Here is a 22,816-nt window from a genome sequence, read left to right as displayed (position 1 = left end):
TGGCTGGCTCTACGGGATCGGCTCACCCAATGCCGCGGAGCTTGGGAGAGGAGGTGAGCGTGAGGCCAGAGGAAGCCTTGGACACCCTCAGCGGCCGCGTATGTGCTCGGTGACGAAGGTGTAGCCGTAGGGCAGTTCCCAGCCGTCCGCCTTGCCGAGCCTGCGGCAGTACTCCCGGAAGGCCGCTCGCTGGGCACCGCTGGGCGAGCAACCCGGCCGCAGACGGCGGAGGTGGCCGGAGACCAACTGGGCGGACAGCGGGCCTGCGCCGCCCGGTTCCGTATCCGTCCCGCCCCAGGGGCGTATCACTCGCCGTCGTGCCGGGCGGTAGCCGATGAGCGGTATCGTCGCCTCCCTGTCCCGGGCGGGGAAGTGCGGTTGGCCCCAGGCGTCTCGGCTGCCGAGGACCGGCTCCAGGAGCCGTTCGGCGAGGAGTTCCGCGACCGCCGATTCCAGGGCGGCGGCCTGTGACCGGACCGGTCGACGTCCGTAGACCGCGCTCGGCAGGGCCGAACGGTCCATCAGGGCATGACCGTCCAAGGTGAGCAGACCGCAACGGCGCACGGTGCGCATCACCAGCAGGCGTGGGCCGAGTCCGACCGCGCTGTCACCGTGGCGATCACTCCCCGGGACGTCCTCCCTGGTGAGCACACGAGGGTCGTAACCGTGCCCGGTCTCGCGATCGCCGACCTGGAACCGTTCCTCGAGCAGCGTCGTGGCCAGGTGGATCACCGTGTCGCCGTGGAGACGGCGCAACTCAAGCATCAGGCCGGGGAAGAAGTCGTGAGGCCAGGCTATTCCGGTCAACCGGCCCGATTCGCCGACGAGTTCAGCGGTGACTTCCTGTGTCGCCTCCTTCTCGTCCAACACCTCACCGGCATGGTCGAGTTCGAGGACTATCGCGGGGGGCGCGCCCTGGGACCGACGAAGTTCCTGCACGACGTACGGATGCAAGGGAAACCAGCCGTCGATGAGATGGGCCAGCCGCAGGGGTGCCCGCCAGACGGTCTCCTGCGCGTCGTGCCGCAGGAGATCGCCGGTGCCGAGGGCGGCGTCGTCGGCGAGGGGCAGATCGATCGGGTCGGGCTCCGCTCCCGGCTCCGGCTCCGGCTCCGACTGGGCCTCGGGCAACGTGGACTTCCAGCCGCGTCCGCCGGGGGTCAGGGGACCCCCGGGTGCCTCCGCGTCACCGGGATGGTGGGACCGCCACACGCCCCCGCCCTCGAAGGCGTCGTCGAGAGTGATCCGGGATCCGTTCTCGAACAGCCCGTGGTCGCTGTCTCCCTGGACGACATCGGCGAGTGCCACGTTCGCCCGGCAGACCGCCGCGGCGTACCCCACTCCCCTGAGGCGTTCGGCCGCGCCCGGGAACCCGCGAAGCCGCGGTCCGACCGCTGTGTACACGGTGACCGGAGCGGTGAGACCGTAGCGCCGTCTCCCCGGGGTGGCCGCGCGTTCCACCGCTGCGGCGAGCGACCTGAGGTCGTCGCCGCCCAACGGTCCGGTGTCCCGCCAGCAGTCCGCGAGGGAGGCCCGGGTCATGGCGTAGTGACCCCAGGTGCGCAACTCGGCGCTGGAGTCGAGGATCCCCCGCACCGTGTCGAGGAGACCGAGCAGCCCCGCGCGCAGGTCGTCGTCGTGCGTGCCGCCCACCAGAGCGGCGAGTGACACGGGAACGAAGGGACTGAGCAACTGCTCCCGTGCCGTCGTCAGAAGATGGTCCGCATAGGTCGTCAGGTCATCGCGCCGGGCCGCCTCCGGGGACGGATAGCACACGTCGACGACGACATGCCCGTCCTCGTTGATCCAGCGCCGGCGCGTGCGTAAGCGGTGGAGCTGGGCCGGTGACAGGCTCAGGGCCGGGCCGAAGGCGTGGAGATCCGGGACGAGGAGTTCCCTACGCCGTGGCTCGGCATCGGTTCCCGGCGCGCCCGGGCCCTCGGCACCCGCCGGCGCCCCCGACACCCAGGCCGGTACGTCACCGAGGGCCCCCACCTGCGGGTGGGCACCCTCCCGATGGACGATCTCGGCGTACAGCGGGTCCGATCCGGTAGCGACACACACCATGGCACCGACCGGGAGCACGGGAGCACACTCGCCGAAGGTGATCACGGGGAAGTCGTCGAGACGCAGTGGGCTGCCGCCGTAGCCGTCACCTCCGAGGTCGTACCCGAAGTACACGGCGTTGAAGGCGACGGTGGTGTGCACCGGCGCCGGACGGGCCGCGACAACGGCCTCGAGATAGCGCCGCAGCCGATCCCGTTCCTCGTCGGGTACGGCGTCGTAGCCCTTCGTCATGACAGAGCTCAGCAGGGCGCAGTCACCGTACGGATCCGGTACCCCCGTCCCCCCGCGTTCGCCGATCGTTGCTGACACGTACGGGTCCCCACCCATGACACCTCCGCCGCACTACAGGTCACCCCGGCCCGCCTGCGGTAATCCCGCAGACTATGCCCGCGCTTGGGGTTCCTGTGGCACTTTCATCACTTTGCGATGGCCGAGCTTCTTGTTCAGGGCGTATGCGCCGAAGCGGCGCATGGGTGAGCGCACCTGAAGGACATGAAGGTCGGGCACGCCGCTGTAGAGCTTGTTGCGGGGGTCCTACGAGCATGGTGAAGCGTTGGCGAGGGCACTGAGCACACTCGACCGGCACGGCTCGGGCAAGCTCGGCTGAGAGGATCCCTGTGGCGACAGGCTGTTCACGAGCAGGAAGCTCAAGTCGCCCGTCAGGAAGTCGTCTCTGATCTTGTGGTGGGTGGGGTGAGCTGACGGATGCAGCGTGCGAGCGGATGGCACCACTGCGCCGCGGGTTGACGGCCGTGGGAGGCCGTGACGGGATCACCGCCAGGTGGTCAACAGCGCGCTGGGCGGTTGCGGACCGGGGCCCCTGGCGTGACCTGCCCGAGCCGAGGGTCTCGTGTGACCCCTCGGATCAGCCGGCGCTCCCACCGCAGGCCGCGGCCCTGGTCACCAGACGGCGGTGCGGCCCCAGGAGGAGCACGTCCCAGTACAGGTTGTCGTAGCCCAGGCTGAAGGCCACGACGTCCCGGCTCATCAGCCGCTTGTAGAACCCGTTCTCCGGGGCCGGGTCGGTGGCCTTGTCCACGAACCATCCGTCGTGGTTGTAGCCGTAGAGCAGGTGCTCCCTGTAGTACGAGGAGAAGAGACTGGCATCGTTGAGCCGGTCCCGCGTGTTCCTGCCGTCGCTGCCGACGAAGCTGAGCCGCCCCAGCTTGTTCATGTCGGCTGCGTGACTCCTCGCCACGTCGGACGCGCGCTCGGAGATCCGAAGCGCCGGCAGGCCCTGACCGGCCCGCTCCTTGTTGATCTCACACGTGATGTAGTCGATGTTCGGGCTGTACGTGGGGCGCTGTGCGGCCTGCTGTGACCGGGCCCCGTGGAGGGGCTCCGCGGCCCCGGCGGCGGGCAGCGGAGAGACCAATCCGAACATGGCGGCCGCCGCAAGCACGGCGGCCCTCATCGTCAGGCGATTCACCTTGGCACCTCTCTGGGCAGCACACCGGGCCGAGCGACCCGTCGGCCGCAGTGTTCCCGCGCCGACCGGACGCCGACGCACAAGACGAGGCCATGTCACACGGACGAATCAACGGTTGAGGACAGATGGGCGTGACGGGGCCGGTGAGACTGGCCTGGAACGGAAACGCCAGGGACGACTTCCCGCTACCCGAGAACGTCGCGGTCGACGTCGGTATCGGTCGCCGCCAGCACCGCGACCCGAGTCCGGGTGGGATCGAGCACGGCGAAAGCCAGGTCCGAGGTGTCATGGTGGAACCAGTCCGTGAACGCCATGAACCGCAGCCACCGGTGATCTGCCGCGCGCCGCACCGCTTCCAGGAGAGGTACCCCGGTGGGCAATCCCATGAGCGCGTAGAAACCCTCCCAGGCGTACAGCCGCGCGTACGCACCGCCCTGCCCCTGGCCGTTCACTCCGCCGACGTACGAAGCCGAGAAGAGTTCGTTGAGAACATCGTCGGGTGTCGTCGCGCAGGCGAGCGCGCTTCCCCGGCGGCTGCCCTCACTCGCCAGACAGCGCAAGGGCAGTTCCTTGATGAAGGAGATGCCGAAGTCGTCGGGGCTGAGCGGGCTCGGCAGCGTGAAGAACCGTGCCTCGGTCTCACGGGCCCATCCGCCGGCCCGGAAGGGTTGGGCAGCCGCGTTCGCCCGTCCGTCGTCCCGAGCGTCCCCGGCACCGCGACCGGCGACCGCACCGCCGTCGGTCGAAGGAGCCTCCGGGAAACGCGACCGAAGCTGCTTCGCGGTCTTGATCGAGCCCAGCCCCCGGACACGAACCCCGAACCGATGCTCGATGTCCAGTCGCGTCCTGGGCAGCCGAGCCAGCGGGTGCCCCAGCTCACCCAGCTTCTCGGCGTACGCGTCCAGGGAGCGCCGGCCGGTCCCCGAGCCGATCAGCGCCAGCTCTCCGAGGAGACAGGCCCGCATCTCGACCGCCGACCCCTGGATCCCGTCCGGCAACTCGCCGAACAGAGGCTCGATGTCCCGCAGGTGCTGAGCCTTGACGAGCTTCGCGGCCACGGACCGCAGCAATCGGTCGCCCTCGCCAGGGGGCATGGCCTCTTCGGGCAGCAGCCGTCCCACAAGGTCCGCAGCAAACCTCACAGCGTCCCGCGAACGCGTGTCGGCGAGGGTCTCGGCGATCCGCCCCACAGTCCACGCCACGGAGGCTCCACGGGGCCCGTCGCCGCCCTCCGTCCGGCACAGTCGCTCCGCCGCTTCGTACATTCCTTCCGGCCCGAGCTCACCCAGACGCTGCGATTCCGGCCCGGGCCGCTCCTGGCGATGTCGTTCGCAAGCGGCGTCGCCGGGCGGCACTTCGTTGCGGCTCACACCCCCGAGTCTACGAGCAGGAGATCAAGTAACTTTGCTGAGACGGCGACGCCCACTCGGACCTCTGGCCGAAGCTGGAGCGCGCCCAAGCGCTGGCGAACGGAGCGCTGGTGAGGTCACGCGAGGCCCGCGCGGACCTCTCCTCGGAGGAGTCGAGGTCTCGTCGGCCGACTCCTGGGTGACCCGGGCGTCCAAGGAGGCCGACAAGTACGAGGACGACCCGACCGGCAGTAAGTCCGACGCCGACAAGCCGGATGAGGCGAAGGTGCGGGCGGCCACACGGGACGTTCAGCACGCCAAGACGGCGCAGACCAACGCGGCGCCGGCCGTCAATGACGCGCAGAGCGCGCTGGACGCGGCGAAGAAGATGGCCGAGGATGCGCGCGCGATGCGCGAGGACGCCGCTCGCGAAGCCAAGAACAGAACAATGACCGGCCTTCTCACCAGGCCACCCACTCCGTGGTGCCGGAACCGGTGAGCCCGAGTTCGCGCGCGCCGAGGGAGACGAAGAAACGCTCCACGTCCGCGTCGGTGACCTCGCCGAGAGTCGGCGGTGACCAGCGGGGGTTGCGGTCCTTGTCGATGACCTGGGCACGGATGCCCTCGACCAGGTCGGGCGTGCTCAGTGTCGCGCAGGAGACCCGGTACTCCTGCTCCAGCACCCGCTCCAGTGAGCCGAGTCGGCGGGCACGGCGCAGGGCGGTCAGGGTGACCTTGAGCGAGGTGGGCGACCGGGCGAGCAGGGTCTCGGCGGTCTCCTTGGCCCCCGGGTCGCCGTGCGCGAGCAGCCGCTCCACGATCTCCTCGACCGTGTCGGAGGCGAAGCACGAGTCGATCCACTCCCGCTGCCCGGCCAGTTCCCCTCCCGGTGCGGGCCTCACATGCCGGTCCAGAGCTCCCCGTACGGGCGTGCCGGCGAGGTCGTCGACGAACCGCCCCAGCGCCTCGGACGGCAGGTAGTGGTCGGCGAGCCCGCACAGCAGTGCGTCCCCGGCGCCGATCTGCGCGCCCGTCAGCGCGAGGTACGTGCCGAGTTCGCCCGGGGCGAGGGCGAGCAGGTAGGTGCCGCCGACGTCCGGGACGAAACCGATGCCGGTCTCGGGCATGGCGATCCTCGACCGCTCGGTGACGACCCGGACGCTGCCGTGCGCGGAGACGCCGACGCCGCCGCCCATGACGATGCCGTCCATGACGGCGACGTAGGGCTTGGGGTAGCGGGCGATGCGGGCGTTGAGGTGGTACTCGTCGCGCCAGAACGCGGCCGAGGCGGTGCCGTCCCCGTCGCGGGCGTCGTCGTGGATGCGGCGGATGTCGCCGCCCGCGCACAGGCCGCGCTCCCCCGCACCGGTGATGACGACGGTCTCGACGGCCGGGTCCTGCTCCCAGTCGGTCAGCGCCTCGTCGATGCGGCGCACCATGGCGTGGGTGAGGGAGTTGAGGGCCTTGGGCCGGTTGAGGACGATGTGGGCGGCCCGGCCCTCCGTACGGAACTGGACATCGGTCACTGGAGTACCTCCGTCAGGCCTCGGGCCACGATGACGCGCATGATCTGGCTGGTTCCTTCCAGGATGTGGTGGGCTCGCAAGTCACGGACGATCTTCTCGATGCCGTACCTGCTGAGGTTGCGGTACCCCCATGCGACTGGAGGGTTCGGTCGGCCAACGAGTACCCGGTGTCGGTGGCGAACCGCTTCGCCACCCCGCGACTACGTGTCAGCTTTCTTCGACCTTCACCTGCGGGACAAATCCCAGCCGCTCCTCGACGGCCCCGAGACCACGCATCCTGAGGACGCATCCCAGCAGCCGTGACCTGGCACTCGAAGCACGATCCGCGCGCAGGGCCAGGCCAGGCCTGCGCGGTCGTCCAGGCACCGGACCTCCGGAGCTGTGGACGCATTGCACAGAAACAGTGGACCGAGCGCTAACGACTCCCTGCCGCCGGCCCTGACACCCTGGCAGCCAGCCGGATTCCATAGCCGGTGCTGACTCATTCGGCAGCAGGTGCTGACTCATTCGGCCGCGAACGTCCGTGTTCGACAAACCAAAAAAAACGGGGACCAAAATGCACAGTAGCCGCACTGCTACATCCCTTGCCGTGACCGCATTGACCGCCGGAACACTCATGCTCGGCACCGGTACCGCCCAGGCCGCCGACAAATACTGCACTCTTGCCGAGAATTTCAGGGCCGGCCAGGCGTGTTTCTATTCATACGGCGACAAGCTCACCGTGACCGACATGCTCGGCGATGGCTACCGCACCGTGTCCGTGTGGAAGCTCACCGACCGAGCGAACGACAACAAGGTCATCCGCACGGGTGAATGCCACAACTACTCAGGCGCCGGCACGACGAAAACGTGCAACTACAACTTCCCTGAAGGGACTTACGGCGCCAGCAGTCGGTACCTGATCATCTTCTCCTCCGAGTCCCGAAACGGCCCGTACGAGAAAACTGGCTGGGTCAGCAACGTGATGACGGGCTACGTGTCGGGGCGCTGAGAACCACCAGTCCCCCTTTGGTGACCTGTTGCCGGTCAGTCGGCGACATCGACGCCGTAGCCGCGGGCGAGGGCGGCCAGGCCATGGTCGTACCCCTGCCCGACGGCGCGCAGTCGCCAGCCCTGTCCTCGACGGTAGAGCTCGGCGAGAATCATGGTGCGTTCGGTGGTGGCGGCGTCGAGGGTGCCCCGGGCGGTCGGGGCCGCACCGATCCCGCACGTGGCGGTGATCTCGACGGCCCCGACGTCGGAGAAGGTCGCGGCACCGTCGACCGCGGCGGCGATGACGATCTTGTGGATCTCCAGGGGCAGACACTCCAGGTCGGTGGTGACCGCCTGTTCCGTCGGACCGTCCGTGGAGAGCCGTACGGTGCCGCCCGGGTGCTCGGGCGTGCCGTAGAACACGAAGTCCTCGTCTCCCGGGACCTGTTCCTGTGCGTCGACCGCGAAGGCGACAACGTCCACGTCACAGACGGTCTGCTGCCGCCACGTGGCAGCCACTGTCCAGGGGGTGCCGGTGTCGGACAGGTCGATGACGGCGCCTCGGACCAGCACCTCGGCCGTGTCCGGCCGGCTTGCGGCCGCCGCAGTCGGCACCGGTGCAGGGGCGGGCGCGAGGAGCCAGTCCGCGTCGTGGACGCGGAGGCCGAGGGTGGCGATGCGGCTCATGCGCCGGTCCGATTCGCCTCCGGGAAGCACGACGACGTCGGAGACACTGGCCGAGAGGTTGACTGCCGCGGAGGCGCCGAGAGCGACGGCACGAGCACGTGCTTCCGCGGCTGCCTCGTGGGTGCCGCCCAGGACCAGGACCCTGCGTCCGGTGAGCGACTGGACCGCACCGGCAGTGGGCGCGGTTGGCGTGGCCGTGCGCTGCGCCGGGAAGCTCAGCACGGGTTCAGGCCCTGCGGTCGTCGCGTTCCCGGGCGTCTCGACCTTGCGACGCTGCCGGGCGGTGCCCTTGGCCTGGCCGGGCTGTACGTTCTCCAGCAGCCGCAGATACATCGGCTCGTCGAGCAGGGGGACGCCCTCGTCCGCGGCACGACGCAGTTTCCCGGACGCGGTGCTGGGGTCGTTGGTCACGACGACGCTGGTCTGGCCGCTGACCGAGGTCATCATGTTCAGCCCGGCCGCCACCGAGCGGGCGACCAGTTCCTCACGCGAGACCTGGGTGTCTCCGGTGATGGCGACCTTCATGCCCTGCGTCAGGGGCCCGCCCGGAGTGAAGCGGCCCGGATTGCGGTACGCACAGGGCGTCTTGGGAACATATGGCTGGTAGTCCTGGCGAGGCGGGCAGTCCAGGAGGGGCAGGGACAAGCCCAGCCGTTCGGCGGCACCCAGCGAACCACGCAGGATGCCGGAGAGGACCCGTACGTCGTCCTGCGCGTCGTGGGCCCGCTCCTGGCGCACCCCGTAGTGAGCGGCGAGGGTGCCCAGCTTGAGATCGGGCGTCGCGGACCCGACCAGACGGTTCAGGGCCAGCGTGCACAGCCGCCTGCTGACCGGCACCCAGGAACGGACGTGGGCGAACTCATGGGCCAGGAAGTCGTAGTCGAACTGCGCGTTGTGGGCGACCAGGACACGGCCGCTGAGCAGCGCCCCCACCTGCGGCGCGATCTCCTCGAAGGTGGGCGCCCCGGCAAGCCGGGCGGGGGTGAGACCGTGGATGTGCACCGGACCGGGGTCGCAGCCCGGATTGAGGAGCGTGGCGAATTCCCCCGTCTGGTTGCCGCGTGCGTCCAACGTGAGGATCGCAAGCGAGAGGACACGGTCCCGGCCCGGCCTCAACCCGGAGGTCTCCACGTCCACCAGCGCCCAGTCGTGGAAGTAGTCCGACACGGTGGGCCACTTGGGCTCCGACGACAACAGGGCCATACGAGACTCCCCTCCCCCGAGGGTGGCAAACTGCACACCTTCTCCACAGTGATGATCAATCGGTGGGATTTTCGCATACTGTGGACGCTGTTCGTGGTCGGCCTGTCACGGAAGGCCGGTTCGGCAGCACAGTCCGAGATGTCGATCCCTGGTCACGCCGGCGACGACACCATCAACACCGAGCCCGGGCTAGGCCATTACCGCCGTCGCGGCCACCGACCACCGTCATTCCGCTGCACTATCGTGGCTGCCCAGATTGGGGGCCGGGACGAAATGCTCAACAGGTCAGGTGCCGAGAATTACTTCTCGGGGTATGGATCGCGGGTCATCGAGCTGCCGATGGACTTGCGCGGGCGACCTGTGGTGATCGAGGCGTGGGGCTGGATCGCCAGCTTGGGTTTCGAGGTCGTCGGCGTGACCGAGCCCCGGGGGCGGTACACGGAGAAGTTCGCCGGCTCGTCGGGGATCGGGCGGGAGAGGGCGCACATCCTCCTTGAGCCCGGGCAGTGCGAATCGGTGCGGATCATGCGGGGCTGGAGGATGCGGGGGCGGTGGAAGATCCGCTTCTTGGACGCGATGTCCGTGGGGCCGCTGCCGCAGAAGGTCAAAGGTGGCGCCTCGCGGTTCTTCCAGTGCCCAGCGCCGGGCACCCGACTCGCCGTGGAGTTCGGTGATGCCGGCGGGCGGCTGGGCATCTACAACGAGAAGGGGCGGTGCATCCGGGTCCTCGCGGGGCGTGACCACAGGTTCGATGACGTGGTCGTCGTACCCGACGTGAAGGGCGTGCTCTCAGTTGAGGGGCCGGAGTTGAAGTGGGGGTCAATGACTGATTGGTCGTTGCGGATCGAGGACTCCGCCCCGCGATGAACCGCACTGGTCCCCTCGTTCGCCCTCGCCACATGATCAACGGCGAACCCTGACGCGGGCACGCCGGTGGCACCGGCATGGTCGACCGCGAGACCGTCGTCTTGCTGACCCCGGCCCGCGCGGCCACGTCGTGGACAGTGACCCCCATGTCACCACCCTTCCCGGCCACCGAAGTTGCCGGGTGCCACCCACACCACCCACCTGACCTGCACGTCCACCGAACCCGAGCCCGCCACGGCAAGCCCGTCGACGCCTTCCCCTGCAACTGGCGACACCCGATGAAGTGCGGGTCATGCCCGAGCAATCACGCCCGGACCGTTGACGCGGTGGCCGGATGGGGCTTCATAATCGGGCACTCGCTGTCATCGATGACACAAGTCAACGATGACACTCCGGGCCACGGCACTGATGGTCGGCTCGGCCCGGGGTGCACTTTGTCGGTCCGTCGCGCAGAAGCCGCAGTCACCGCTGCGCGGACGGCCGCGGGACAAGGAGACACCATGAGCTCTGCACGCGTATCCCGGCACGTCCGCATACGGATGATGGCGGCGGTGGCGACCGTCTGCGCCGTGTCGGCAGCCCCGCTCGCCCGCCAGGCCGTCGCAACCGACACCCCGGCGTACACCGAGACCTTCAGGCCCCAGTTCCACTTCACCCCGCAGAAGAACTGGATGAACGATCCCAACGGCCTCGTGTACTACCAGGGCGAGTACCACCTGTTCTACCAGTACAACCCGAACGGCAACTCCTGGGGCGACATGTCCTGGGGGCACGCGGTGAGCAAGGACCTCGTGCACTGGAAGGAGCTGCCGCTCGCCCTCTCGCACGACGACGAGGAGATGGTCTTCTCCGGCAGTGCGGTGGTCGACCGGAACAACACCACCGGGTTCGGCACGAAGGAGAACCCGCCCATGGTGGCGATCTACACCAGCGCCTACAGACACGGCGGCAAGCAGGCCCAGTCGCTCGCCTACAGCACCGACCGTGGCCGCACTTGGACCAAGTACCAGGGCAACCCCGTGATCGACATCGGCTCCACCGACTTCCGCGATCCCAAGGTCCAGTGGTACGCGCCGACCAGGAGCTGGCTGATGACGGTGTCGCTGTCCGCCGAGCACAAGGTGCGGTTCTACTCCTCCAAGAACCTCAAGGACTGGGAGCCGCAGAGCGAGTTCGGGCCGGCCGGCGCGACGGGCGGCGTGTGGGAGTGTCCCGACCTGTTCCCCCTCGCGGTCGACGGAGACCCGAAGAAGATCAAGTGGGTCCTGGTCGTCAACATCAACCCCGGTGGCATCGCGGGCGGTTCCGCCGCCCAGTACTTCGTCGGAGACTTCGACGGCAAGAAGTTCACCCCTGAGGACAAGGGCGCCTACACCCCGCCCACAGGCAAGGTCGTGCAGGACTTCGAAGACCCCGGCTTCGGTGACTGGACGGCGACCGGGACCGCGTTCGGCGAGGGGCCGGCAACCGGGGCGGTGGACGGCCAGGGAACCGTCTCGGGCTTCGACGGCAAGGGCCTCGCCAACAGCTTCCACGGCGGTGACGGCGCCACCGGCTCCCTCACCTCGCCCTCCTTCACCGTGACCAGCCCGTACCTGAACTTCAAGATCGGCGGCGGGCGGCATCCGCACGAGGCCGGAACCGTCCTGGACAGCCCTCCGCCCGTGGGCACGGTCCTCGCCGACTTCGAAGGCGGCACCTACGGCGGCTGGACGGCGACCGGGGACGCCTTCGGCACCGCACCGGCCCACGGCACCCTCCCCGGCCAGCAGCAGGTCTCCGGGTTCCTGGGAGACGGACTGGTCAACACCTTCCTGAACGGCGACGCCACCACCGGCACCCTCACCTCACCCGAGTTCACCGTCGACAAGAAGCACATCAACTTCCTCATCGGCGGCGGCAACCACCCCGCCGGCTCCGGCAACCCCACCGCCGTCGAGCTCCTCGTGGACGGGCAGGTCGTCCGCAGCGCCACCGGGAAGGACGCCGAGGCGCTCAACTGGGCTTCGTGGGACGTCAGCGACCTCGCCGGCAAGAAGGCGCGGATCAGGATCGTCGACGACAACACCGGCGGCTGGGGCCACCTCAACGTCGACCACATCGTCATGTCCGACACCCAGGCCCAGCGCGTCTCCACGGAGACCTCCGTCAACCTGCTCGTCGACGGCAAGGTCGTCCGCAGCGCCACCGGCTCCGACAGCGAGGCCCTGGACTGGGCGTCCTTCGACATGCGCCCTTACGAGGGCGAGAAGGCACAGATCCAGATCGTGGACATGAACACCGCCGGCTGGGGTCACGTCATGGCCGACCCGTTCACCGCCGCCGAGAAGCCCGCCAAGTCCGTCGTGCACCGCGCCGACTGGGCCGACTACGGCAAGGACTACTACGCGGCGGTCTCCTGGGAGGACGCGCCGGGCGGCAAGCGCTACATGATCGGCTGGATGAACAACTGGGACTACGGCCAGTCCGTCCCCACCTCCCCCTGGCGCGGCGCGCAGAGCATGCCGAGGGAGATGGCCCTGCGCACCGTGGACGGCCGGATCCGGCTGACCAGTGAGCCGGTGCGCGGCCTGGAGTCCCTCCGTCCGAAGCGCCCGGTGAGGGCGTCCGGCGTCACCGTCACGAGCACGTCCAAGCCCTTGATCCGCCCCGCTGTCGGAGGCAAGGCACTCGACATCGAGGCGACCTTCTCCCTGAAGGACGCGGAGCGCTTCGGCCTGAAGGTGCGTACCGGAGCGGGCGGTGAGGAAACCGTCATCGGCTACGACACCACCACCCAGGAGCTGTACGTCGACCGCACCCGCTCCGGCGCCGGGGACTTCAACAGCACCTTCCCCGGCATCCAGACCGCGCCCCTGAAGGCCGAGAACGGCAAGGTCAAGCTGCGTGTCCTCGTCGACTGGTCGTCCGTCGAGGTCTTCGGCGGCAACGGCGAGGCCGTGATCACCGACCAGATCTTCCCCGACCCCTCCAGCACCGGCGTCGAGGTGTTCGCCGAGGGAGGCGGCGCCACCCTCGACCACCTCCAGGCGTGGCAGCTGAAGTCCATCTGGAGGTGACGCGGCGTGGCCGCGCGCCGGTCGGCCAGGAGCGGCTTCCGGCGCGTGGCCACGGATGCGTGGCCAGGTGGGTCGAGGAGCGTCAGGACTGAGGCGTCCTCCTCGATCAGCGGGATGAGGGCGGCGTTGAACGGGGCGCCGTACGGGGCGTTCAGGTGTGCCTGGAAGGCGTCCTCGTCCCGGGAGACCTCGATGAAGGAGGCGGACACCCGATGACCGGCCTTATCCCCGTGGCCGTCATCTTTGCTGCTCGAGCGGCTGGTCAGCCGTTGGAGGCGCTGCGGGATGCCCGGCGCAGCGCTCGCCACCGGGCCGCCCCGGACGCGTCCGGGCGAAATCCGGGCGCGATGCGTACGGGCCGACACGGTGGGCCGGTGATGAGGCTGGACATCAGGACCGACTCGTCGCCGAGTCTCACCTCGTGCACATCGGCGGCCGCCCCCGGACTCCTGCCCGGGTGTGGCTCAGGCGTCGATGATGACGGGGATGATGAGGGGCTTGCGGCGGTGGGTGCGGAACGCCCAGTTCGCCACGGCGCGGGCGACGAGCTGTTCGAGTTGGCGCGCATCCCCGACGCCTTCCTCGGCGGCGGTGGCCAGGGTCTTCTCGATGACCGGGACGACCGGCTCGAAGGTGGCGTCGTCGTGGACGAAGCCCCGGGCCAGGAAGTCGGGAGGCTCGGCGAGGGCGCCGGTGTCCGCGTCGACGATCGCCACCACCGTGACCACGCCTTCGGCGGCGAGGGCGAGGCGGTCCTTGAGGGACGCTTCGGTGGCGCCGCCGACCTCCATGCCGTCCACGTAGACGTTGCCGGCGGGGACCTTGCCGGTGATGGATGCGCGCCCGTCGACCAGGTCGACGACGACGCCGTCCTCGGCGATGACGACCCGCTCGGGGTCGACACCGGTACGGATGGCGAGGTCGGCGTTGGCCCGCAGGTGGCGCCATTCGCCGTGCACGGGCATGACGTTGCGGGGTTTGACGATGTTGTAGCAGTAGACGAGTTCGCCGGCACTGGCATGCCCGGAGACGTGCACCTTGGCGTTGCCCTTGTGGACCACGTGGGCGCCCCACCGGGTGAGTCCGTTGATCACCCGGTAGATGGCGTTCTCGTTGCCGGGGATGAGGGAGCTGGCGAGCAGAATGGTGTCGCCCTTGCCGATGCGGATCTGGTGGTCTCGGTTGGCCATCCGTGACAGCGCGGCCATCGGTTCGCCCTGGGAGCCGGTGCACACCAGAGTGATCTTGTGGTCCGGGAGCTTCTCCAGCTCCTTCGTGCTCACGACCAGACCGGAGGGGACCTTCAGATAGCCCAGGTCACGGGCGATGCCCATGTTGCGGACCATCGACCGGCCCACGAAGGCGACCTTGCGGCCGTGCTGGTGGGCGGCGTCCAGGACCTGCTGGATGCGGTGCACATGGCTGGCGAAGCTGGAGACGATGACCCGGCGTGGCGCGGTGCGCATCACCTGCTCGATCGCCGGGTTCAGCTCACGCTCGGAGGTGGTGAAGCCGGGTACTTCGGCGTTGGTGGAGTCGGTGAGGAACAGATCCACGCCCTCCTCGCCGAGACGGGCGAAAGCACGCAGATCGGTGATGCGCTCGTCGAGAGGGAACTGGTCCATCTTGAAGTCGCCGGTGTGCAGCACCATCCCGGCCCGGGTGCGGATCGCGACCGCGAGGCTGTCGGGGATGGAGTGGTTGACCGCCACGAACTCGCAGTCGAAGGGCCCGAAGCCACGCCGGTCGCCCTCCCGCACCCGCACCGTGCGCGGCCGGATGCCGTGTTCCTTGAGCTTGGCCTCCAGGAACGCCAGCGTCAGCTTGGAGCCGACGACGGGGATGTCGGACCGCTCGCGCAGCAGGTACGGCACGCCGCCGATGTGGTCCTCGTGACCGTGGGTGAGGACCACGGCCACGATGTCGTCCAGCCGGTCCCGGATCGAGGTGAAGTCCGGCAGGATCACGTCCACGCCGGGCTGCGTCTCCTCGGGGAACAGCACGCCGCAGTCGACGATGAGCAGCTTGCCCGCGTGCTCGAAGACGGTCATGTTGCGGCCGATCTCACCCAGGCCGCCCAGGGCGATGACCCGCAGCCCTCCTTCAGGAAGGGGCGGTGCGGCTTTCAGCTCGGGGTGCGGATGACTCATACCCTGACGGTACCCGGAGAGCGGCACAGGATGATCCACTACCTGTGCGATCTCTTCCTCCCGACAGGGTCGGGGCACCACCACGGGTTTCCGGGGACGATCCGACGAAGCCGGCGGCCGGACAGGGAGGGGTCAAGGCGGTACCGCCTTCGGTGGGTCAGCCGTGCGCCCGGTGGTGCCGGCGAAGATCTCGTGCCCCCTGTCGTGGCGGCCTTCACCGCGCACTACATCGCCGTCTCCCTCGCCGTCTCCCTCGCCGTCTACTGACGGTGGAGCCGTTCGGACACGAGCATCCTCTCTGCGCGTCACACCCCCGCCGCGCGCGGGTGTGACAGCCCGCCGATACCGGCGGGCCCGCTCACCTCAGGCTGCGGCCGATGGACTGGACGATTCGCCGGTGCGCCGGTATTCGGCATTGATGCTCTGGGCTTCTTCGAGCTGGTCTTCGAGGATGATGATCCGGCATGCGGCCTCGATCGGGGTGCCCTGGTCGACGAGCTCACGCGCGCGGGCCGCGATGCGCAGTTGGTAGCGGGAGTAGCGGCGGTGTCCGCCCTCGGAGCGCAGTGGTGTGATCAGTCGCGCTTCACCGATGGCGCGGAGAAAGCCGGGAGTGGTACCGAGCAACTCGGCAGCCCGGCCCATCGTGTAGGCGGGGTAGTCGTCGTCGTCGAGACGGCTCAGCGATTCGTCTGCTGTCATCTCACCTCTCTGTGGAACGCGTGGAGGGGCCTTGGTGCCGTTTGGCACCAAGGCCCCGAAGGAACTGCAACACCATCTGCCGGCCCTAGTGCTGCGCCGGCCTTCTGTTTCCGCCCAGCCGTCTGATGCTCCGACGGGGGTGCGGGGATCGCGAATGCGTGACCGGAGACCACCTACCTATCGATGTCCTGCGGCACCCGGGCTCACGTCTACCGCCCGGGCGATCCTGATGGTGCTCGACTCCTCCGTTCTTCCCTCGGACTCAATCACTTGCAAACAGGGACTACGTACTGCTGGTACTGCAACCGCGTCTACTGCGGTCCTGCTCACGGCGGCCCCTCGTCACTTCGGGCCACCCGGTCCGGTCGTCAGTCCCGTCGCCGTCGTACACAACCTGGCTTCGAAACTCCACCACCGCACCGTCATACGTGGACTGCTGCCCGGCAGTTCGTGTCTGCCGGGCCTTGCTCGATCTCGGCTACGAAAGAAACCGTAACCCCTAAGGCATCGAATGTCTACTCCAGCGAGTGCAGATTTGCTGCGGCTCGACGATGAGGTATCCCGCTGAGCTGCCTCGAAGCACGCCCCTGGCTCGCAGCCGCCGCACATGCGCACTCCTGACCTGTAGTGCGGCACCAGGGGAGCCGTATACGCCCGTCTCGCCCGGTTGCGTTGCGCCAGCGTCCACGCCGCCCTGGCGTGCCGGTGCATAGAATCCGATCCCATGCCGAAACCTGACGAGCTGCTCGTTGCGATAGCCGCCCTCGTGGAATCCGGGCGGAGCAATCAGATGCCCCTGACCGTGGTCACCAGTGGTGCTGTCATCACCGGTCGACTGGCTCCGGAAGCCATGTGGAGGCAGAGGGTGTCTGAGGTGCTGACGGACTCCGCCGACCTGGGCGAGTTCTCCGCCGTCTTCGACACCCCCACGAGGAAGGACGGACCGCCCACGCATCTGCATTTCCACGTCGCCCGGATCCTGCAGGGTACGGTGGGGATTCCGGAGACAGGCGGGATGTACCGCGTCGCGATCGAGGACGTCACTGCCTGGACCGTGGGCGACTTCAGCTACTCCGACCACTGACTCACCGACCCACGGCACACAGTGAGGCCGCACCGGCACGCTTCCGTTCTAGTGGTCGTCGCAACACCCCAGTTCAAGGGGTGCAACGGACGTCGAGATCCGGACGGAAGCCTGCCGGATCATCGGCATCAACCGCCGCACCGGCAAGCGTTGGCTCCACGGCCGGCAGGCATCCGGGACGTACAGGGCAGCCCCGCCCATCGTTAACACGGGGCTGCCCTGTCAAGCACCCGAACCCCCGGCTCGCCCCGAGGAACCCGTCGGCCCATCGCGCTACCTCACCGAGGCCGACCGCATCCCATCGCTGACCGGCTCCGGGAGAAGGCGTCCGTCCGCGAACCGCGCCCCAAGCCCGGCAGGAACGGCGTACCCCCAGGCTGCGGGAGTTCCTCCAGGACCACGTGACCCGGCGGTGGAGCCCAGAGCAGATCTGCCACGCTCTACGGGCGCGCTTCCCCGCCCACCGGGAGATGCACGTGGTCCACAAGAGCCTGCTCGACTCCGAGCACGTCCGCCGCGCGGGAGGTGGCTGTCCCCTACGGGTGCGTGCCGTCCCCACCCACCCCCGACCAGCCGCACCTCGCAGGTCGAAGAGACAGACTCCAGGGGCCGGGCCGTGGGCCGCGTGGGCGGCGCCGGCCGGTGCGGATTCGGTTGACGTCGAGTTTGCTCAGTCAGGGACCGCGAGGTGGTCGGCGGCGCCCCCGTGCCACTCGATCATGAACAGGGTGGCGTCGTCGCTGGTGCTCCCGCCCCGTTCCGTCTTCAGCGTGTGAGAGAGCCGGGTCACGTCCGCCCGCACGCCCCCGGACGTCTCCTCCGCAAGGCGGTTGACGCACTGGATGAGGCGTTCCTCACCGAACCGCTCCCCGCCGGCGAGGTGTTCCTCGATGATGCCGTCGGTGTAGCACAGGACCCGGTCGCCCGGCTGGAGCAGGTGCTGCGCGATCCGGGGCTGCTCACCGCCGAAGCCGACGGGCAGCGTTGTTGCGCTCTCCAACCGCTCGACGACCCGGCCCTCGCGGATCAGCAGAGGCGCGGGGTGGCCCGCGTTGACCAGTTCCAGCTCACCGGTGGCGATGTTGAGGTGCATCAGCTGCGCCGTGACGAAGTGGTCGGGCCCGAACTGCCGTGAGATGGCGTCGTCCATGTACGCGTACTTCTCGGAAAGGCTGACGAACACGCGCCGGGCGTGCCGGTAGGCGCCGATGACGATGGTCGCCATCGCGGCGGCGTCCAGGCCGTGGCCCATCGCGTCGGTCACGGCCACATGCAGGATGTTGTCATTGAGGGCGTAGTCGAAGCTGTCGCCGGCCAGGCGGTAGGCGGGCTCCAGGATGCCGGCCACCTCGACCTGCGGCACGGACATCGACAGCGGCGGCAGCAGGCTCCACTGGATCTCCGCGGACACGCTCATCGGCTCCTGGCGCCGGACCAGGAGGAACTGGTCGGTGTAGGCACTCTTGGTGACCAGCATGTCGGCGACCAGACCGGCGAGCCGACGCAGCAGCCGCCGGTCGTCGTCGCCCACGGTATCCAGGGTCACGGCCACCACGCCGACCTCGTCGCTGCCGTCCAGCAGCGGCAGGTACATCCGCACGCCGCCCTGGTCCTGCGGTACCTCGACGACGTCCGCGCGCAGGAAGGCCCGGCCGGCGGGGGAGTCGGCAACCGGCTGGGGCCGGCCGACGTGCAGCTTCCTGCCCGGCAGCGGCACCAGCAGCTCCTGCGCGTAGTCCTGGAGCAGGATGGAGACGTCACGGCCGCCGATCCTGGCCACTTCCTCCGCGATCAGCGGGGCGATCAGCTGCGGTGGCATCACCCGCGCCCGGTCCAGCAACACGCCGAGCAACCGCTCACCGAAACTCTCCGACCGGTCCACCTTCTCCTTGGCCATGACTCGTCTCGCCACCTCCTTCGCGCCACCCACGCCGCTCACCGCCTGCGCACAAGATGGCCTGAAAGGCAGCCTGAGCGGCTCATTACGCCATGTGCGGCATGTCAGCACACGTCGTCGCGCGGCTTTGGAAGCGGCGCCAGACGGAAACCGGCTGGGCATACCTCGTAGGGCTGCCGACGTACCGACACCGAGAAACGCGATGCACACGCGGAATTCAGCGCGGTGGACCTGGCCGTCGGTGCCGTCCTTCGGGCGGAGGCACCCGGAACATCGCCCGCCGTAGCCGGCCGGGCAGAAGGGCCCGCCCGGCCATCACCAGTCCGATGCCCAGCAAGGCGCCTCCGATGGCGACGCAGCCGGAAGACAGCCAGCCGACCTCGTGCTCATCGGCCCAGTCCCCGAGGGCTGCGGCGACGAGGAAACCCATCAGACATGCGGCGGCGCTGATCAAGGCATACCACCAACGGGAGAGCGCCAGATCACCCCTGGACGTGCATTGAGCGGGACCGTTTGGTCGCGGGCCCTGTCCGCCTACGGTGAGCCGCCAGGGGCCGACGCAGCCAGTCACCGATCTCCCCGATGCCGATCAGGAACGCTGAGGAAGCGGCGCATGCCGTCAGGGAAGAGGTCTGGCCGACGGCCTGGCCAAGGAGCCACAGAGCCAGGACCAGCAGCAACCACCAGGCGGTCAGGGACCAGGCATGCCGCACCACACAGCCGCCGTGGTACGCGGCCGGTCAGCAGCGCGACGCCAGCAGGCAACAGAACCAACAGGCCGGCACGTCATACGTGGCACCGTGTCAGAGATGCGCGAGGGTGGCCGGGAGCCGGTCGACGAAGACCAGCCGGTGCTTCGCGCCGGCACGGCCTGCCCTGGGCATACCTACATTCTGGGCTGCGGTTACGCATTTCGTTCCACGAGAAAACGCATCAATGACAGCAGGTCATTGAACGCCCAGGCATCCGCTCCCACCTGTTCGAGGCAGTCCTGAGCGGCCTGACGCAGACGGGTGGCCTCCGCCTCAGCCCATGCCCTCCCACCGGCCTCCTCGACCCACTGTGTCGCCTTGGCCACGTCTTCGCTGGTGAGAGGGTCGGCACTGCGGTACAGGGCGGCCAGGCTGCGCGACGCATCGGTTCCTGCCTCCAACGCGGCGACTACGGGGAGGCTCTTCTTTCGCGATGCCACATCCGCGCCGACAGGCTTCCCGGTCACACCAGGGTCTCCCCACACGCCGAGAATGTCATCAACCAGCTGGAACAGCATGCCCAGGTGACCACCGAAGGCGCACATGACAGCCGCGGCTTCGGCGTCCGCTCCTGCTGTGAGCGCACCGAGTTCACAAGCTGCGGCGATCAACGCGCTGGTTTTGCCCGACACCATGGCGTTGGTCTCAGCGAGAGTCACCTCGACGCGGTCCTCGAACGCGAGGTCCATTGCTTGCCCGACGCAAAGATCGTGGACGGCTTGCGCCAGGATCTTCACCAACCGCTCTGGGTCGTCACAGCCCGAGGACGCGAGCAGCCGGTATGCCTCAGCGACGAGCAGGTCGCCTGCCAGTACGGCCTTCGAGGTCCCGAACAAGGACCATGCTGTCGGCCGGTGACGGCGGACCGTGCCCTCGTCCATCACATCGTCATGGAGGAGGGAGAAGTCATGGACCAACTCGACCGCCACAGCGACAGGGATGGCGGACTTCACCGCGGCCTCGCCGCCTATCGCGCGAGCGCAGGCGACGGCAAGGGTCGGCCTGACGTATTTGCCCTTTTGTTCGCACGGCCGACCGTTCGCGTCCCACCAACCAATGTGGTAGCCGACTATATGGCTGATTTCTTCCGGCAGGGCGTCTACGGTGGCGCGATGCAGGGGGGAGATCAGCTCACGCGCCTCGGCCATCATGTCCAGTGCGTCGCGTTGCGCAGAAATACTGTTCACGTTGATTCTCTCATCCCTACGTCGGGCGTGAGGACGTGCCCTCGACATCCGGTGAACAAAGGAGATCACCTTGTTGTTTGCCTTGTCACCAGCGCAATGCTCAGTCCGGAGCGGCGACTTTACCGGAGTAGTTGCCCGCGCGAGTTTTGACCGTCTGGTGACGGTATTGGGGACCGTATCAGCCCCGCTTGATTAGAGACAAGATCAACAAGTGTCAACTGCACGTCAGATGAGGCCGATCGAGGCCATGACCGCAAGCGGCCAAACGGCTATCAAATATGCACTGGGAGTCGCCTTGCCATGCGGCTACTTCGCATGGCCGGTAGCCGGTGAATGGAGTGACGTGGGGGTCAATGACGACGGTGTCCTCATTCGGGGGGCACGGCTCCCCGAGGCAGCCGGTGCGCCTTGGGGGTACGGCGGGACTGAGCACGAAAGACCGGGTCGGACAGGACCGCGCAGGCCGTTGCGACGAATACCAACCGTGGCCGAGATCACGGGGAAACCGCGTGTACAGCCGGGCTGACGGTGTGACATGTTGTGGCCGCAGGGCGGCTACCGCTGAGTAGCTTCGGGGGGGGGCAGAAATGAGCCGCATACGGGTGGTGAAGTTGTGCTCGACCGCTGCGAGTTCGTCCACGTCCCACATACCAGGTGCAGTGGATGAGGCCGTCCTGAGGTGCGAACCACCTGATCAGAGCACGGATGGCCTCGACGAGCGGGCCGGCGCGGCCGGTCTGCTGCTCACACCCGCCGCTCGAGCAGCGGCTTCAGCTCCTCTCACAACGGCTCGGTCGCCGTCCACACCCGGCGGCGACGATCGCAGCCATCCGCAGTTCAACACACTGTCACCGCAGCTGAAGTCATCAAACTGGTCTTGAACCGCATTGCGCGTGAAAGCACGGGGGATATGATCAACGCACAGCGAGAATTGCGTGCAACGACTGAGGTCGATGAGCCGATGAGACGACTGCTCCGGCTCATCGAGCTACAGGAGCAGTCTATAGCATCGTGCTCGGAATATACCCAGTCACTGCAGAAGCAGGTTTCCGCACTGGCGTCATGCATGTGGCCTCCCCTGCACCAGGCGTCAGAACTGGAGATCGTGAAGGATGCCGATCGGATAGCAGAAATCCAGGACAGCATCGTCGAGCTGCCCGCTGAAGAAATCATGCTGTTGCGGCCCGCATTTGGATCGCCAGACGAGATGAACCGGGACCTGGAACGTTTCCAGTCCGCCCGAACCCGCGGGATAACGGTCCGATGTATTCAGCAGCAACTGCACACCAGTCTGCGATTCCGTTCGTACTTCCGACAGCTCACATCACTGGGCTGCCAAGTACGCACGTCACCCCTGATCCCTTTCCAGGCCACCGTAGTCGATGGCACCTTATCGTTTATCTCGACAGACGTCGACGGATCGCCGGAAAAGATGCTGCTGGTCACGAATTCACATCTTGTCGGGTGTATGCGTCGCGTCTTCGAGTTCTGCTGGGACGCTGCCAGCGATTCCGCTGCGCAACCGAAGCTGGGGATCCGTGGCTCCGGGCACCCCGAGGCCGACGTGAGCCGGCCACGCGTACCCGATCTGGCACCAGACCAGCTGACGGTGCTGCGCCTTTGGGCCAGTGGTCGACCTGATACCGCCATTGCGCGAGAACTGCAGGTTTCACCCAGGACGCTTCGCAGGACCACCGCGACGCTGATGCGACGACTCGGCGTCAGCACCAGATTCGAAGCGGGAATGGTCGCCGCACGTTCGGGTCTTCTCAATTGACCGGTTCGTCCGACGATCGGTGACGAGCGGACGCACCCGTCGCGGCGACGCCCTGGCTCAATGCAGTCCTGGGCGTCGCCGCGGCCGACCGACCGGTCAGCCGGCGAC

The 22,816-nt window shown here is 68.1% G+C and carries 15 protein-coding genes and 4 pseudogenes; 8 read left to right on the top strand and 11 right to left on the bottom strand.

Annotation, left to right across the window (positions count from 1 at the left end):
* Positions 1-87: 87 nt before the first annotated feature.
* The gene (locus SSQG_RS29385; RefSeq protein ID WP_244299282.1) at positions 88-2,298 is read right to left on the bottom strand and encodes a hypothetical protein; all 2,211 of its coding nucleotides are present in this window, start codon (positions 2,296-2,298) and stop codon (positions 88-90) included.
* Between the two features lie 491 nt (positions 2,299-2,789).
* Here SSQG_RS29385 and SSQG_RS44095 point away from each other — a divergent pair.
* Positions 2,790-2,906 (top strand): annotated as a pseudogene (locus tag SSQG_RS44095) (transposase); the annotation flags it as partial.
* Positions 2,907-2,932: 26 nt separating this feature from the next.
* Here SSQG_RS44095 and SSQG_RS29380 read toward each other — a convergent pair.
* Positions 2,933-3,496 (bottom strand): CAP domain-containing protein, encoded by a 564-nt coding sequence (locus SSQG_RS29380; RefSeq protein WP_158681131.1) that lies wholly within the window; start codon positions 3,494-3,496, stop codon positions 2,933-2,935.
* Positions 3,497-3,681: 185 nt separating this feature from the next.
* Positions 3,682-4,851: a DUF6183 family protein gene (locus tag SSQG_RS29375; protein WP_003993555.1), complete on the bottom strand. Its 1,170-nt coding sequence runs from the start codon at positions 4,849-4,851 to the stop codon at positions 3,682-3,684.
* 193 nt (positions 4,852-5,044) lie between these two features.
* Between SSQG_RS29375 and SSQG_RS29370 the strand changes: the two genes are divergently transcribed.
* Entirely contained in the window at positions 5,045-5,344 is a 300-nt protein-coding gene (locus tag SSQG_RS29370) for a hypothetical protein (protein ID WP_003993554.1), read from the top strand.
* Here SSQG_RS29370 and SSQG_RS29365 read toward each other — a convergent pair.
* A complete protein-coding gene (locus SSQG_RS29365) occupies positions 5,307-6,371 on the bottom strand; it encodes an enoyl-CoA hydratase/isomerase family protein (RefSeq protein ID WP_003993553.1) in 1,065 nt (354 codons plus the stop codon). The genes SSQG_RS29370 and SSQG_RS29365 overlap by 38 nt on opposite strands.
* A pseudogene (locus SSQG_RS39825) lies at positions 6,368-6,564 on the bottom strand (acyl-CoA dehydrogenase family protein); the annotation flags it as partial. The gene SSQG_RS29365 and the pseudogene SSQG_RS39825, both read right to left, overlap by 4 nt.
* Positions 6,565-6,960: 396 nt before the next feature.
* Here SSQG_RS39825 and SSQG_RS38335 point away from each other — a divergent pair.
* Entirely contained in the window at positions 6,961-7,362 is a 402-nt protein-coding gene (locus tag SSQG_RS38335; protein WP_158681129.1) for a hypothetical protein, read from the top strand.
* A gap of 35 nt (positions 7,363-7,397) precedes the next feature.
* Here SSQG_RS38335 and SSQG_RS29355 read toward each other — a convergent pair whose 3' ends face one another.
* Positions 7,398-9,233, bottom strand: a complete 1,836-nt coding sequence (locus SSQG_RS29355) for a TerD family protein (protein WP_039933857.1) — start codon at positions 9,231-9,233, stop codon at positions 7,398-7,400.
* A gap of 48 nt (positions 9,234-9,281) precedes the next feature.
* Here SSQG_RS29355 and SSQG_RS43110 point away from each other — a divergent pair, with 48 nt between their 5' ends.
* Both SSQG_RS43110 and SSQG_RS29345 read left to right on the top strand, forming a co-directional pair.
* Complete coding sequence (locus SSQG_RS43110) at positions 9,282-10,100, top strand: hypothetical protein (protein ID WP_244299544.1); 819 nt, start codon at positions 9,282-9,284, stop codon at positions 10,098-10,100.
* Between the two features lie 500 nt (positions 10,101-10,600).
* Positions 10,601-13,159 (top strand): GH32 C-terminal domain-containing protein, encoded by a 2,559-nt coding sequence (locus SSQG_RS29345; protein ID WP_039933855.1) that lies wholly within the window; start codon positions 10,601-10,603, stop codon positions 13,157-13,159.
* Between the two features lie 68 nt (positions 13,160-13,227).
* Here SSQG_RS29345 and SSQG_RS43100 read toward each other — a convergent pair.
* The 3 genes and pseudogenes from SSQG_RS43100 to SSQG_RS29325 all read right to left on the bottom strand — a co-directional run.
* Positions 13,228-13,350: pseudogene (locus SSQG_RS43100) on the bottom strand (putative quinol monooxygenase); the annotation flags it as partial.
* A 273-nt stretch (positions 13,351-13,623) separates the two neighbouring features.
* Positions 13,624-15,309 (bottom strand): ribonuclease J, encoded by a 1,686-nt coding sequence (locus tag SSQG_RS29335; RefSeq protein ID WP_039935496.1) that lies wholly within the window; start codon positions 15,307-15,309, stop codon positions 13,624-13,626.
* A gap of 363 nt (positions 15,310-15,672) precedes the next feature.
* Positions 15,673-16,011, bottom strand: coding sequence for a MerR family transcriptional regulator (locus tag SSQG_RS29325; protein ID WP_003993547.1), 339 nt, complete (start codon positions 16,009-16,011; stop codon positions 15,673-15,675).
* 724 nt (positions 16,012-16,735) lie between these two features.
* Between SSQG_RS29325 and SSQG_RS29320 the strand changes: the two genes are divergently transcribed.
* Together SSQG_RS29320 and SSQG_RS44090 are read left to right on the top strand one after the other, a co-directional pair.
* Positions 16,736-17,095: a hypothetical protein gene (locus SSQG_RS29320; RefSeq protein WP_003993546.1), complete on the top strand. Its 360-nt coding sequence runs from the start codon at positions 16,736-16,738 to the stop codon at positions 17,093-17,095.
* 106 nt (positions 17,096-17,201) lie between these two features.
* A pseudogene (locus tag SSQG_RS44090) lies at positions 17,202-17,619 on the top strand (IS30 family transposase); the annotation flags it as partial.
* Between the two features lie 146 nt (positions 17,620-17,765).
* Here SSQG_RS44090 and SSQG_RS29315 read toward each other — a convergent pair.
* Positions 17,766-18,992 carry a PP2C family protein-serine/threonine phosphatase gene (locus tag SSQG_RS29315; protein WP_039933849.1) on the bottom strand — a complete coding sequence of 409 codons (1,227 nt, stop codon included), beginning with the start codon at positions 18,990-18,992 and terminating at the stop codon, positions 17,766-17,768.
* A 904-nt stretch (positions 18,993-19,896) separates the two neighbouring features.
* Positions 19,897-20,931, bottom strand: a complete 1,035-nt coding sequence (locus tag SSQG_RS29310; RefSeq protein ID WP_003993542.1) for a polyprenyl synthetase family protein — start codon at positions 20,929-20,931, stop codon at positions 19,897-19,899.
* Positions 20,932-21,808: 877 nt separating this feature from the next.
* On the opposite strand from SSQG_RS29310, the gene SSQG_RS39800 reads away from it, so the two are divergent.
* Complete coding sequence (locus SSQG_RS39800) at positions 21,809-22,708, top strand: helix-turn-helix transcriptional regulator (protein ID WP_158681127.1); 900 nt, start codon at positions 21,809-21,811, stop codon at positions 22,706-22,708.
* Positions 22,709-22,816 lie beyond the last annotated feature (108 nt).

Origin of the sequence: Streptomyces viridochromogenes DSM 40736, from assembly GCF_000158955.1 — a bacterium.
In the GTDB taxonomy this organism is placed as follows: domain Bacteria; phylum Actinomycetota; class Actinomycetes; order Streptomycetales; family Streptomycetaceae; genus Streptomyces; species Streptomyces venetus.
Note: the sequence above shows the minus strand (reverse complement) of the source record. Positions and strands in the feature narration are given on the sequence as shown.

Coding starts and splice junctions, on each gene's coding strand:
- SSQG_RS29320 (WP_003993546.1), top strand. CDS start 16,736: ATGCCGAAACCTGACGAGCTGCTCGTTGCGATAGCCGCCCTCGTGGAA.
- SSQG_RS29345 (WP_039933855.1), top strand. CDS start 10,601: ATGAGCTCTGCACGCGTATCCCGGCACGTCCGCATACGGATGATGGCG.
- SSQG_RS29355 (WP_039933857.1), bottom strand. CDS start 9,233: ATGGCCCTGTTGTCGTCGGAGCCCAAGTGGCCCACCGTGTCGGACTAC.
- SSQG_RS29335 (WP_039935496.1), bottom strand. CDS start 15,309: ATGAGTCATCCGCACCCCGAGCTGAAAGCCGCACCGCCCCTTCCTGAA.
- SSQG_RS29325 (WP_003993547.1), bottom strand. CDS start 16,011: ATGACAGCAGACGAATCGCTGAGCCGTCTCGACGACGACGACTACCCC.
- SSQG_RS29315 (WP_039933849.1), bottom strand. CDS start 18,992: ATGGCCAAGGAGAAGGTGGACCGGTCGGAGAGTTTCGGTGAGCGGTTG.
- SSQG_RS29385 (WP_244299282.1), bottom strand. CDS start 2,298: ATGACGAAGGGCTACGACGCCGTACCCGACGAGGAACGGGATCGGCTG.